This is a genomic window from Kaistia granuli DSM 23481 (assembly GCF_000380505.1).
Lineage (GTDB): Bacteria > Pseudomonadota > Alphaproteobacteria > Rhizobiales > Kaistiaceae > Kaistia > Kaistia granuli.
This window is the reverse complement of sequence record NZ_AQYH01000007.1, coordinates 85,780-98,254: the sequence shown is the minus strand read 5'-3', so window position 1 is coordinate 98,254 and position 12,475 is coordinate 85,780. Positions and strand designations below refer to the sequence as shown.

Here is a 12,475-nt window from a genome sequence, read left to right as displayed (position 1 = left end):
GCGCCGCTAACAGCCGGATAACAAAAAACCCGCCATCAGCCGATGGCGGGTTTTTTTTGTTTTGGGGCTCGTCCGGCGTCGACCGGGCGGCGATATTAGCTCGCGAGAGCGGCGCGGACGTCCTGGAGCTGTGCCAGCTTGGTCTGCGCGACGATGCGGGTCGCATCGTCCCGCGCGTCGGCGACATCTTCCTCGGCGTTGCGGATCTCGGTGGCAATCACCTCGGCGCTGAGGCTTTCGACCGGGACCGCCTGCTCGGCGAGGATGGTCAGGCCGCCCCCGTTCACGTCGGCGAAGCCGCCGCGAACGAAGAACTTCTGCACGCCACCACCGACCAGGGTCACGACAACGCAACCGGGCTTGACGGTTGCCATGAAGGGAGCGTGGTCCTTGAGGACCGTGAACTCGCCCTCAGCACCCGGCACCACGACCGACAGGACCGACTCCGACAGCAGGAGCCGCTCGGGCGATACGAGTTCGAACGGGAACGGATCTGCCATTTTGGCCTCTTTCTCTCGTCAGACGATCAAGCCGAGGCCGCGAGCTTCTTGGCCTTCTCGACGGCGTCTTCGATCGTGCCGACCATGTAGAAGGCGGCTTCCGGAAGGTGATCATAGGCGCCTTCGCAGAGGCCCTTGAAGCCCTTGATCGTGTCTTCGATCTTGACCTGGACGCCCGGCGAACCCGTGAAGGCCTCGGCGACGTCGAACGGCTGCGACAGGAAGCGCTCGATCTTGCGGGCGCGGGCGACGGTGAGCTTGTCCTCTTCCGAGAGCTCGTCCATGCCCAGGATCGCAATGATGTCCTGGAGAGCCTTGTAGCGCTGCAGGATCTGCTGCACCTGGCGGGCCACCGCGTAGTGCTCCTCGCCGACGATTGCCGGCGTCAGCATGCGCGAGGTCGAATCGAGCGGATCCACGGCCGGGTAGATGCCCTTTTCCGAGATCGCGCGCGACAGAACGGTCGTGGCGTCAAGGTGGGCGAACGAGGCGGCCGGTGCCGGGTCGGTCAGATCGTCGGCGGGCACGTAGATGGCCTGCACGGACGTGATCGAGCCCTTATGCGTCGTGGTGATGCGCTCCTGCAGCTGGCCCATGTCGGTCGCCAGCGTGGGCTGGTAGCCCACGGCCGAAGGAATACGGCCGAGAAGCGCCGACACTTCCGAACCCGCCTGCGTGAAGCGGAAGATGTTGTCGACGAAGAACAGCACGTCCTGGCCCTGGTCGCGGAAATGCTCGGCGACGGTCAGGCCGGTCAGGGCGACGCGGGCGCGGGCACCCGGCGGCTCGTTCATCTGGCCGAACACGAGGGCGCACTTCGACTTCACGGCCGGATCCGGATTGTGCGGATCGGCGTTCACCTTGGAGTCGATGAACTCGTGATAGAGGTCGTTACCCTCGCGGGTGCGCTCGCCGACACCGGCGAACACGGAGTAACCGCCATGCACCTTCGCGACGTTGTTGATCAGTTCCTGGATCAGAACGGTCTTGCCGACGCCGGCGCCGCCGAACAGGCCGACCTTGCCGCCCTTGGAATAGGGAGCGAGCAGGTCGACGACCTTGATGCCCGTGACCAGGATGTCGGCCGAGGTCGACTGCTCGGAATAGCTCGGAGCCGGAGCGTGGATCGGACGCAGGCCTTCGGCCTCGACCGGACCGGCCTCGTCGATCGGCTCGCCGATGACGTTCATGATGCGGCCGAGCGTGCCCACGCCGACCGGAACCTGGATCGGACCGCCGAGGTCCTTGACCTTCTGGCCGCGGACGAGGCCTTCCGACACGTCCATGGCGATGCAACGCACGGTGGACTCGCCGAGATGCTGGGCGACCTCCAGAACGAGGCGGTTGCCATTGTTGTCGGTCTCGAGCGCGTTCAGGATCGCCGGCAGATGGCCTTCGAACTGCACGTCGACGACGGCGCCGATGACCTGGGTGACCCGGCCGGAGCCGGCCTGCTGATTGGTGTTCGCCATGGTGTTCAACCTTCCAAAAATCCGGTCAGAGCGCCTCGGCGCCCGAAATGATCTCGATCAGTTCCTTGGTGATCATCGCCTGGCGCGTCCGGTTGTAGCGGAGCGTGTACTTCTTGATCATCTCGCCTGCATTGCGCGTGGCGCTGTCCATCGCCGACATCTTGGCACCCATTTCGGAGGCCACGTTCTCGAGGAGAGCACCCAGAATCTGCACCGAAACATTGCGCGGCAGCAGATCCTCGAGGATCGCTGCTTCGTCCGGCTCATATTCGTAGTTCGCGGAGACCGCGTCGGCTTCGGTCACGGGGACCTGGGCCGGGATCACCTGCTGCGCCGTCGGGATCTGTGAGATCACCGAGCGGAACTTGGCAAAGAACAGCGTCGCGACGTCGAACTGGCCGTCGGCATAGAGCTGCAGCAGCTTGCGGCCGATCGCGTCGGCATCGGCGAAGCCGATCTGCTTGACGCCGCGCAGCTCGATCAGCTCGATGATCTCCGCCTGGAACTGGCGGCGAAGAACGTCATAGCCCTTCTTGCCAACGCAGAGGATCTTGACCGTCTTGCCTTCGCGCTGCAGCCGCAGGGCATGCTCGCGGGCGAGGCGGGAGATCGACGAGTTGAACGCGCCGCACAGGCCGCGTTCGGCCGTGCAGACGACCAGGAGGTGCGTCTGATCCGAACCCGTGCCGGCCAGCAGCTTCGGGCCGTCGTCGGTGTTGACGCCGGCCGCCACATTGGCGAGCACGGCATTCATGCGCTCCGCATACGGGCGCGCGGCTTCCGCAGCAGCCTGGGCACGACGCAGCTTCGCCGCGGCGACCATCTGCATCGCCTTGGTGATCTTCTGCGTCGCCTTCACCGAGGCGATGCGATTTCTAAGTTCCTTGAGGCTCGGCATGAGCGTCCCTGTCGAGCGGCATGAAAACCGGGCCGCCGACGGCGACCCGGTCCAAACCTAGGTTCAGGCGAAATTCTTGGCGAAACCGTCCAGTGCGGACTTCAGCTTCGTGCGGAATTCGTCGTTCAGCTCGCGCTTGTCACGGATGCCGTCGAGAAGCGCCTTGTGCTCGGTACGGAGCAGGGCCAGCAGACCGGCTTCGAAAGCGCCGACCTTGTTGACCGGAATGGCGTCGAGATAGCCATTCACGCCCGCGAAGATGACCGCGACCTGCTCTTCGACCTTCAGCGGCGAGAACTGCTGCTGCTTCAGGAGCTCGGTCAGACGGGCGCCGCGGTTGAGCAGCTTCTGCGTCGTGGCGTCGAGATCCGAACCGAACTGGGCGAAGGCCGCCATTTCGCGGTACTGCGACAGCTCGCCCTTGATCGGGCCGGCAACCTGCTTCATCGCCTTGATCTGGGCGGCCGAGCCGACGCGCGACACCGACAGGCCGACGTTCACGGCCGGACGGATGCCCTGGTAGAACAGGTCGGTCTCGAGGAAGATCTGGCCGTCGGTGATCGAGATCACGTTGGTCGGGATGTAGGCCGAAACGTCGTTGGCCTGCGTCTCGATGATCGGCAGAGCCGTCAGCGAGCCATTGCCATTGTCGTCGTTCAGCTTGGCAGCGCGCTCGAGCAGGCGGGAATGCAGGTAGAAGACGTCGCCCGGATAGGCTTCGCGGCCCGGCGGACGGCGCAGCAGCAGCGACATCTGGCGGTAGGCGACGGCCTGCTTCGACAGATCGTCGTAGCAGATCAGCGCATGCATGCCGTTGTCACGGAAATACTCGCCCATGGCGCAGCCGGCGAACGGTGCCAGGTACTGCATCGGGGCCGGATCGGACGCGGTGGCCGCGATGATGATCGAATATTCGAGCGCGCCGCGCTCCTCGAGCACCTTCACGAACTGCGCAACCGTCGAACGCTTCTGGCCGATGGCGACATAGACGCAATAGAGCTTCTTGCTCTCGTCGCCGCCTTCGTTGATCGACTTCTGGTTCAGGATCGAGTCGAGCGCGATGGCGGTCTTGCCGGTCTGGCGGTCACCGATGATCAGCTCGCGCTGGCCACGGCCGACCGGGATCATGGCGTCGATCGCCTTGAGACCCGTCTGCATCGGCTCATGCACCGACTTGCGCGGGATGATGCCCGGAGCCTTGACGTCGACGCGGCGACGCTCGGTGAACTCGATCGGGCCCTTGCCGTCGATCGGATTGCCGAGCGCGTCGACGACGCGGCCGAGCAGACCCTTGCCGACCGGCACGTCCACGATGGCGTTGGTGCGCTTGACCGTGTCGCCTTCGGCGATGTCACGGTCGGAGCCGAAGATCACGACGCCGACATTGTCGGTTTCGAGGTTCAGGGCCATGCCGCGGGTTCCACCGGGGAACTCGACCATCTCGCCGGCCTGGACGTTGTCCAGACCGTAGATGCGGGCAATACCGTCACCGACCGACAGAACCTGTCCGACTTCGGAAACCTGAGCCTCGGAGCCGAAATTCTTGATCTGCTCCTTGAGGATTGCGGAGATTTCAGCGGCGCGGATGTCCATCAGCCGACCTCTTTCATAGCGATCTTGAGTGAATTGAGTTTGGAACGAACCGACGTATCGATCATGCGGCTACCGACCTTGACGACCAGTCCGCCGATCAATGCCGGATCGACATGCGAAGAAAGCGTGACGTCCTTGCCGATCTGGGCCTTGAGCGCATCCCGGAGGGCTGCGGTCTGGGCATCGGACAGGGGCTCGGCACTCGTCACCTCGGCGGTGACTTCGCCGCGATGCTTGGCAAGCAGCTGGCGGTAGCCGGCGATCATGCCCGGAACGGCGAACAGGCGACGGTTGCTGGCGGCAACCTTGACGAAATTGCCGACAATGCCACCGATCCCGGCCTTGGCCAGGATCGCCGAGACAGCGCGAAGCTGCTCGTCGGCGGCGAAGACCGGGCTCTGGACGAGGCGAACGAGATCGTCGCTCTCGCTCAGGAGGGCCGAGAAACGGGCGAGATCGGCATCGACGGCGTCGAGCGCGCCGCTCTCGAGGGCCAGATCAAACAGTGCCGTCGCGTAACGCCCGGCGACCCCTGATACGAGAGTTTTGTCTTCTGCCACCTGATCCTCGCTCTGTGACGCGCCCCCACTTCCGGGTTGATCCGGGAGCTGCACGCAACGCCTTGAACGTATTGAAGATTTTTCCTGCGGGTGGAAGCCGTCAAAAACGACATTCCCCGAAGCCGCGCGTTCGTTAGCACAGCATCCGGCGACTCGCAACACGGCCGGCCGCTTGAATCGTCCAGAAAGGCCGCCGGACGTGCACGTCACCCATCAAAGAAAGCTCTGCGGGTCGATATCGACCTGCACGCGGAGGCTGCCGCGGGCCGCCGGCGCATCGGCCAGCCAGGCGCGCAGGAAGCCCTGCAGGTCGACGGCGCGGGGCGCCTGGACGAGCAGGCGGAAGCGGTGCCGGCCGCGCAGCACGGCGAGCGGCGCCTCGGAGGGGCCGAGCACCATCACCGGCCCGCTCTCCGGCGCGCTCCGGCGCAGCGCCATGGCATAGCCATAGGACGTCGCCCGGTCGGCGGCCGAGACGATGATGCCGGCGAGCCGGCCGAAGGGCGGCAACACGGCGACGCGGCGCGCCTCGATCTCGCGGGCGTAGAACGCCTCGCGGTCGCCCGAGGCAATGGCGGCAATGACGGGATGCTCCGGCGCGTAGGTCTGCAGCAGCGCCCGGCTGTCGCCGCCGGCGCGACCGGCGCGGCCGGTCACCTGCGCCAGCAGCTGGAAGGTGCGCTCGGCCGCGCGCGGGTCGCCATGGGCGAGGCCGAGATCGGCATCGACGACGCCGACCAGCGCCAACAGCGGGAAATTGTGGCCCTTGGCGACCAGCTGCGTGCCGATGATGATGTCGGCGGCACCGTCCCGGATGGCGTCGAGTTCCTGGCGCATCCGCTTGACGCCGCCGAGCAGGTCGCTCGACAGCACGATTTTTCGCGCATCGGGGAAGCGCGTGGCCACCTCCTCCGCCACGCGCTCGACGCCGGGTCCGCAGGCGACGAGGCTGTCCTCGGCGTCGCAGACCGGGCACTGATCGGGGCGGCGCTCGGTATGGCCGCAGTGGTGACAGACGAGCTGGCCGCGAAACCGATGGTCGACCAGCCAGGTCGAGCAGTTGGGGCATTGGAAGCGGTGGCCGCAGCTCCGGCAGAGCGTCAGCGGCGCGTAACCGCGCCGGTTGAGGAAGAGCAGCGCCTGGCCCTTGGCGGCGATGGTCTCCTCGATCGCCGTGACCAGCGACGGCGCCAGGAACTGGCCGCGCTCCGGCGCGTCGATGCGCAGGTCGACCGGCTTGATCTCCGGCAGCTTCGCCGCCGCGTAGCGGGCCGAGAGCACGATGCGCCGGTAGCGGCCCTGATCGGCATTGACGCGGCTCTCGATCGACGGCGTCGCCGAGGCGAGCACTACCGGGAAGCCGCCGAGATGGCCGCGCACGACCGCCATGTCGCGGGCGTTGTAGATGACGCCCTCCTCCTGCTTGTAGGCGGTGTCATGCTCTTCGTCGACGACGACGAGGCCGAGCTTCGCGAACGGCAGGAACAGGGCCGAGCGAGCGCCGACGACGGCCTGCACCGCGCCCGTGGCGACACCACGCCACACCCGCTCGCGCATGCGCGGCTGCATCTCGGAGTGCCATTCGGCCGGGCGGTGACCGAATCGACGGGCGAATCGATCAAGGAAGTCGACGGTCAGCGCGATCTCGGGCAGCAGCACCAGCGCCTGCCGGCCGGCGCGCAGCGTCTCCGCCAGCGCCTCGAAATAGACCTCCGTCTTGCCCGAGCCGGTGACGCCGTCGATCAGAGTCACCGAGAAGGCGCCCTCGTCGACGCTGGCGCGCAGGACCGTCGCCGCGTCGGCCTGGCCGGGATCGAAGGTCGGCCGGGCGAAATCCGGCTCGGGCGGCAGGGTCAGCGCCGGCGGCGGCAGCATCAGTGCCTCCAGCACGCCCTGCTCGACGAGGCCGTTGACGACGCTGGAGGAGACGGCGGCGAAGCCCGCCACGGCGCTTTTCGGCATCGGCTCGCCGCCGGCCAGCGCATCCAGCACACGCTGGCGGGCCGCCGTGATGCGATCCGGCTGCCGGCCGGAATGGCGAAGCGCCGGCACGGATCGCTCGGGTTCCAGCGCCTCCGGTGCGCGCAGCACCATCCGCAGCACCATGCCGCGCTGGGTGAGCGTGTAGTTCGCCACCCAGTCGACGAATCGGCGAAGTGTCTCGTCGAGCGGCGGCGAATCATAGCGATGCAGGACGGCCCGCAGCCGGTTGTGGCCGACGGAGGGATCGACAGGATCGTCCCAGACGGCGCCGATCATCTCGCGCGGGCCGAGCGGCACGCGCACGATGTCGCCCGGCGCCAGATCGAGGCCAGCCGGCACTTTGTAGGTATAGGGTCCATCCACCGCCAGCGGCAGCAGGACGGACACGGTGCGGCCCAATTCCAATCCGAAACCCAATCGACGGAGCGATGAACGAAGCGGTCGACGATGCCGCCTTCATGGCCCCCATAATAGCGTTCTCTGCACGAGGCGAGCCATCATGATCCTGGAACATGCCCTTCTCAACGTGAAGCCCGGCCAATCGGCGGCTTTCGAAACCGCCATGGCCGAGGCGGCGCCCCTGATCGCCGCCAGTCCCGGCTTCCTCGGCATGGAGGTTCGGCCGTCGATCGAGCAGCCCGGCACCTACCTGCTGCTGGTGCGCTGGGAGGCGCTCACCGACCACGACCCGGGCTTCCGCGCCTCCGACCGCTACCTGCGCTGGAAGGCGCTGCTGCACGACTTCTACGAGCCCTTCCCGACGGTGACGCATTTCACCGAGCCGCTGCCGCTGTAGCGACCGCCCGAGCGAAGACCATCCGGCAGCCGGTTTCGCCGCGCGGGCGGTTTGCCGGCGACGGTGAAGAGGCGCGCGGGGCACATCGGTCCGCCGGCGGCGAGCGGCTGCCGGCGAAAGGATCCTTGAATTCGGTGCTCGCACCGCCCGCCAGGACGATCCGAGGCCCCGCGCGGCGAGGGTTTTCACACGACCGCAGTGACTCCGGGTGCTAACGCTTTTCTTTCTCCACCCGCCCGGCGGCGCTGGGATCGCTCCCGCCCCGCCCCGGACCCCAGCGCTTGCGGGGACCAGTGCCTGCGACCGCGCCGCCGGAACGGTGAAAGTTCGTTACGCCCCACCGCCACAGCCCTCGCATCCCCGCCCGCGTCTCGGAACGACCGGTTCGCCCTCTTCATGGGCGGGAACGGCTCATCATCCCATGCGCCGGACGAGCGAGCACAGATCGCGGATCTATCCCCGCCGGAGCCCTTCCTTAACGGTTTCCTAACCGTGCCGGCGGCTTCATCCAGCCATGTCCGCGCCGCCCCTTGTCATCGCCGCCCGCGACACGCTCGACCAGATCGAGGCGTGGGGCGAACATCTGCGCGGCGAGAAACGGCTGTCGCCGAAGACGCTGGAAGCCTATTCGCGCGATCTCGAACAGTTCCTGTCCTTCCTGACCGGCCATATCGGCAATCCGCCTGCTGTCGCCGACATCGCCGCCCTGCGCACCGCCGACCTCAGAGGCTTCATGGCGACGCGCCGTGGCGCCGGCGCGGGCGCCAGGACGCTGGCGCGCGGGCTGGCCGGCATCCGCTCCTTCATCGGCTTCCTGGAGCGCGAGGGCCTCGCCAACGGCGCCGCCTTCCGCGCCATGCGCGCCCCGCGTCAACCAAAGACCCTGCCCCGGCCGCTCGCCGCACCGGCGGCGCTGCGTGTGGTCGAGATGGATGAGCAGCTCGACGAGGAGCCCTGGGTGGCGGCGCGCAACGCCGCCGTGCTGGCGCTCTGCTACGGCTCGGGCCTGCGCATCTCCGAAGCGCTCGGCATCCGCCGCGCCGAGGCGCCGCTCGATGCGAGCGCCACTCTGCGCGTCGTCGGCAAGGGCGGCAAGACAAGGCTCGTGCCCGTACTGCCCGTCGTGGCGGAGGCGGTCTCAGAATATCTCCGCCTGGCGCCGTCGCAATCGAAGCCGGAGGGGCCGCTCTTCCTCGGCGTGCGCGGTGGCCCGCTCAAGGCGCGGATCATCCAGCTCGCCATGGCGCGGCTGCGCGGCGCGCTCGGTCTCGCCGACAGCGCCACGCCGCACGCGCTGCGACACTCCTTCGCAACGCATCTGCTCGCCAATGGCGGCGATCTCCGCGCCATCCAGGAACTGCTCGGCCATGCCAGCCTGTCGACGACGCAGGTCTATACCGCCGTCGACACCGAGCGCCTGCTCGCCGTGTTCGAGAGCGCGCATCCGCGCTCCGACGGCAACCGCGCCGACTGATCAGAGCGCGACCAGCTCGAACACCGCCTGATCGATCGCGAAGGAGCCGTCCGCCGCGATCTCGAAATGCCGGCGCACCGGCTCGGACATCGCCGCCTGCAGCGCCCGGATCGCCGCGACCTGCACCTCCGGCGTCCGCATGCGGCCGACCCAGGCGGAAAAATCGAGCGGCAGGCGGCGGCGCGTCACGCCGGTGACGGCGAAGCCGGCCTCGGTCGCGATCGCCACCCATTCGGCGCTCGAATAGTCCCGCACATGCGAGGGATCGCGCAGCATCTCGAAGGTCTGCAGGAAGGTATCGCAGACCGGGCTCTCCGGCGCGATGATGTCGGAGATCACGGCCGTACCGCCGGCGCGCAACACACGCCGCGCCTCGCGAACGCCCTTGCGCACATCCTGCCAGTGATGCGCCGAATAGCGCGACAGCACGACGTCGAACGACCCGTCCGCGAAGGGCAAGGCCTCGGCGGCGCCCTGCCGCGTCGTCAGATTGGCGATGCCGCGCTTCATCGCCTCGGCCGCCACGGCTGCCAACATCTCCGCCGACAGGTCGTAGGCGACGACGGAGGCGACCACCGGCGCGACACCATAGCTGACATGGCCGCCGCCGCAGCCGAGATCCAGCGCCTTCGCGCCCGGCGTCCGGCCGGCAATCGCGACCATCTGGCCGAGATCGTCGCCGGCGGCGTGCACGGCGCTGGCGACATAGGCGGAGGCCTGCGCGCCGAACTGCTGCACGACCAGCGCCTCGTGGCTGGCGTTGCGGGTCGCCGGGGGTGGCGTGGAAGCGGAGGGTGACTGGGTCATGATGCCTATCCGTGCGGTCGTCCGGTGGGTGGTGATGATCAACCGTCGACGTCGTGCATGCCAGCCCCGATAACCCCGTACCAGATCCAAGTTTATCCTGGTATAAATGCTACCATGATCCCGGAAACCGAGACCGTCCGCCGCCAGGAGCTGGGCGAATTCGTCCGCGCCCATCGCGAGCGCCTGCAACCATCCATGTTCGGGCTGGATCCGGGCGCGCGCCGGCGCACGCCCGGCCTGCGCCGTGAGGAGCTGGCGCAGCTCTCCGGCGTCGGCGCTACCTGGCTGAGCTGGATCGAACAGGGCCGCGACATCGCCGTCTCTGCCAACGCACTGGCGCGACTGGCGCGGGTGATGCGGCTGACGCCGGCCGAGCGGGCTTACCTGTTCGATCTTGGCGGCCGGCGCGATCCGCAGGCGGCCGGGGATGCCAGCGCCGACGTCCTGCCGGCCGGCCTCCCCGCAACGCTCGATGCGCTGCCGACGCCCGCATATGTCCTCGACCGCGCCTGGACGGCGCTCGCCTGGAACGCCGCCGCGGCGCATCTCTTCAGCGGCTGGCTCGACGGGGCCTCGGCCCCGGGAAGCGTTTCATGTGAAAACAATCTGCTGCGCTACATCTTCCGCGTGCCGCTGGCGCGGACGGTCATCCATGACTGGGCGACGCGCGCGAGGCGGGTCGCGGCGGAGTTCCGCGCCGACTACAGCCGCCATCTGGAATCGCCCGAAATGCGGGCGCTCGTCGACGAGCTTTCCCGCGCCAGCCCGTTCTTTGCCGAGGCGTGGGAAGCCCACGCCGTCGTTGACCGTGAAGGCGGGCTGCGCACCTTCGACCATCCGGTGGACGGCTTCCTGCGCTACGAACAGACAACCTTCCTGCTGGCGCGCCATCCGGACATCAAGCTGGTCCTGCTGACGCCGGCCAGCGACGATCGGGATCAGGCCGCGACGACCCCGTAGCGGGCGGCGGCCTCGATGGTCAGGCCAGTGCCGACGGAGCCGAACGTGTCGCCGTCGACGACGCGCGCATCCGGCACCGTGCCGAGGATCGCCGCGTGGACATGGGCGAGCCGGGTCGAGCCACCGGTCAGGAACACGGCGTCGATGGCGTCGCGCCCGACCCCCGCATCGCGCAGGCAATCGTCGATACGCGCGGCGATACGGTCGGCGAGGCCGCGGGTCTTGTCGACCAGGACGCCCCGATCGACCGTCATGGCGAGGCCGCTCTCGATCCAGTTCAGGAGGACCTCGACCTGCGTCTCGTCCGAAAGCGCGATCTTGGCCGCCTCGATGTCGATGGCGAGGCGATGGCCGCCCTGCTCCTCGACGACATGGATCAGCCGCTCGATCAGTTCGGGATGCAGCGCCTCGCGCCGCACCTCGTGCAGCTGCCGCATGATGCCGCTCTCATAGAGCCGGTTGATCGACGACCAGGTGGCGAGGTCGTGATAGTAGCCGGACGGGACCGGCAGGCCGGCCCGCTTCATGCCGGAGCCGAAGCCGAGCAGCGGCATCGCGGTGCCGATCGAGAGATAGTGGTCGAAATCCGTGCCGCCGATACGGATGCCGTCATTGGCCAGGATATCATCGAGCCGATCCGCCTTGTGGCGGCGCTCCGGGCCGAGACGGACGACGGAAAAATCCGAGGTGCCACCGCCGATATCGGCGATCAACGCGATTTCCTCGTCGCCGACCTGGCGCTCATAATCGAGCGCCGCCGCGATCGGCTCGTACTGGAAGGAAATGTGGCGGAAGCCGACCTCGTTGGCGATCGCCTGCAGCGCTTCCTCGGCCTTGCGGTCGCCGTCGGGGTCGCTGTCGACGAAATGCACGGGACGGCCATGCACGACGGCGTCGAGCGGCCTGTCGGCGACCGTCTCGGCGCGCTGCTTGATGATGCCGACATATTGCGAGATCACATCGCGGAACGAGACGCGGCCTCGGCCGATGGCGGTCGATTCGTTGATCAGCGAACTGCCGAGCACCGACTTCAGGCTGCGCATGAGGCGGCCGTTGGTGCCCTCGACATAGGCGCGGATGGCGGCGCGGCCGACGGCGGGTTCCGCTCCGTTTGGCGTGTAGAAGATCGCGCTCGGAATCGTCACGCTCGCGCCTTCGAGGGCGATCAGCGCCGGGCCTTCGGCGGCAGACACGCCGAGCGTCGTGTTGGACGTGCCGAAGTCGAGGCCGCAGGCTGTCATGATCGAGAACTCCGTGAAGGGCCGGTCTGGTTAAGGGGTCGGCGCGTCGCGATCAAGGCCGTGGCCCAACAAAAACGCCGCAGTGCAGCATGGATCTTTCAAGATGAAACCAATGTTGATTTGGTCTCGTCCCCCTCCTGTCCGATTGACGCAGCGTCCGAGGGGGCTCCGATTCGCGGCGCCGGGCATAC

At 67.7% G+C, this 12,475-nt stretch carries 11 protein-coding genes; 3 read left to right on the top strand and 8 right to left on the bottom strand.

What is annotated here, in order from left to right:
• Positions 1 to 95 precede the first annotated feature (95 nt).
• From G342_RS0110410 to G342_RS0110385, 6 genes are all read right to left on the bottom strand, one after another.
• A complete protein-coding gene (locus G342_RS0110410) occupies positions 96 to 500 on the bottom strand; it encodes a F0F1 ATP synthase subunit epsilon (RefSeq protein ID WP_018183079.1) in 405 nt (134 codons plus the stop codon).
• A 26-nt stretch (positions 501 to 526) separates the two neighbouring features.
• Positions 527 to 1,972: a F0F1 ATP synthase subunit beta gene (gene atpD, locus G342_RS0110405; RefSeq protein ID WP_018183078.1), complete on the bottom strand. Its 1,446-nt coding sequence runs from the start codon at positions 1,970 to 1,972 to the stop codon at positions 527 to 529.
• A gap of 25 nt (positions 1,973 to 1,997) precedes the next feature.
• Positions 1,998 to 2,870, bottom strand: coding sequence for a F0F1 ATP synthase subunit gamma (locus tag G342_RS0110400; protein WP_018183077.1), 873 nt, complete (start codon positions 2,868 to 2,870; stop codon positions 1,998 to 2,000).
• Positions 2,871 to 2,933: 63 nt separating this feature from the next.
• The gene (atpA, locus tag G342_RS0110395) at positions 2,934 to 4,463 is read right to left on the bottom strand and encodes a F0F1 ATP synthase subunit alpha (RefSeq protein WP_018183076.1); all 1,530 of its coding nucleotides are present in this window, start codon (positions 4,461 to 4,463) and stop codon (positions 2,934 to 2,936) included.
• Positions 4,463 to 5,023, bottom strand: coding sequence for a F0F1 ATP synthase subunit delta (locus G342_RS0110390; protein ID WP_018183075.1), 561 nt, complete (start codon positions 5,021 to 5,023; stop codon positions 4,463 to 4,465). Before G342_RS0110390 ends, atpA begins: the two co-directional genes overlap by 1 nt.
• Before the next feature lie 213 nt (positions 5,024 to 5,236).
• Positions 5,237 to 7,393, bottom strand: coding sequence for a primosomal protein N' (locus tag G342_RS0110385; RefSeq protein ID WP_245557254.1), 2,157 nt, complete (start codon positions 7,391 to 7,393; stop codon positions 5,237 to 5,239).
• A 112-nt stretch (positions 7,394 to 7,505) separates the two neighbouring features.
• On the opposite strand from G342_RS0110385, the gene G342_RS0110380 reads away from it, so the two are divergent.
• Both G342_RS0110380 and G342_RS0110375 read left to right on the top strand, forming a co-directional pair.
• Complete coding sequence (locus G342_RS0110380; RefSeq protein WP_018183073.1) at positions 7,506 to 7,802, top strand: antibiotic biosynthesis monooxygenase family protein; 297 nt, start codon at positions 7,506 to 7,508, stop codon at positions 7,800 to 7,802.
• A gap of 514 nt (positions 7,803 to 8,316) precedes the next feature.
• On the top strand, positions 8,317 to 9,276 hold the full coding sequence (locus G342_RS0110375) for a tyrosine recombinase XerC (protein WP_018183072.1): 960 nt from the start codon (positions 8,317 to 8,319) through the stop codon (positions 9,274 to 9,276).
• Here the strand turns inward: G342_RS0110375 and G342_RS0110370 are convergent, their stop codons facing one another.
• Entirely contained in the window at positions 9,277 to 10,083 is an 807-nt protein-coding gene (locus G342_RS0110370) for a class I SAM-dependent methyltransferase (RefSeq protein ID WP_018183071.1), read from the bottom strand.
• A gap of 114 nt (positions 10,084 to 10,197) precedes the next feature.
• On the opposite strand from G342_RS0110370, the gene G342_RS0110365 reads away from it, so the two are divergent.
• A complete protein-coding gene (locus tag G342_RS0110365; RefSeq protein ID WP_018183070.1) occupies positions 10,198 to 11,043 on the top strand; it encodes a helix-turn-helix transcriptional regulator in 846 nt (281 codons plus the stop codon).
• On the opposite strand, the gene G342_RS0110360 is transcribed toward G342_RS0110365, so the two are convergent.
• The gene (locus tag G342_RS0110360) at positions 11,022 to 12,284 is read right to left on the bottom strand and encodes an Hsp70 family protein (protein ID WP_018183069.1); all 1,263 of its coding nucleotides are present in this window, start codon (positions 12,282 to 12,284) and stop codon (positions 11,022 to 11,024) included. The genes G342_RS0110365 and G342_RS0110360 overlap by 22 nt on opposite strands.
• Positions 12,285 to 12,475: the final 191 nt, after the last annotated feature.

Excerpts from the sequence above, each read along its gene's own strand:
- atpA (WP_018183076.1), bottom strand. The coding sequence starts at position 4,463 with ATGGACATCCGCGCCGCTGAAATCTCCGCAATCCTCAAGGAGCAGATC.
- G342_RS0110410 (WP_018183079.1), bottom strand. The coding sequence starts at position 500 with ATGGCAGATCCGTTCCCGTTCGAACTCGTATCGCCCGAGCGGCTCCTG.
- G342_RS0110400 (WP_018183077.1), bottom strand. The coding sequence starts at position 2,870 with ATGCCGAGCCTCAAGGAACTTAGAAATCGCATCGCCTCGGTGAAGGCG.
- G342_RS0110365 (WP_018183070.1), top strand. The coding sequence starts at position 10,198 with ATGATCCCGGAAACCGAGACCGTCCGCCGCCAGGAGCTGGGCGAATTC.
- G342_RS0110370 (WP_018183071.1), bottom strand. The coding sequence starts at position 10,083 with ATGACCCAGTCACCCTCCGCTTCCACGCCACCCCCGGCGACCCGCAAC.
- G342_RS0110360 (WP_018183069.1), bottom strand. The coding sequence starts at position 12,284 with ATGACAGCCTGCGGCCTCGACTTCGGCACGTCCAACACGACGCTCGGC.
- G342_RS0110380 (WP_018183073.1), top strand. The coding sequence starts at position 7,506 with ATGATCCTGGAACATGCCCTTCTCAACGTGAAGCCCGGCCAATCGGCG.
- atpD (WP_018183078.1), bottom strand. The coding sequence starts at position 1,972 with ATGGCGAACACCAATCAGCAGGCCGGCTCCGGCCGGGTCACCCAGGTC.
- G342_RS0110375 (WP_018183072.1), top strand. The coding sequence starts at position 8,317 with ATGTCCGCGCCGCCCCTTGTCATCGCCGCCCGCGACACGCTCGACCAG.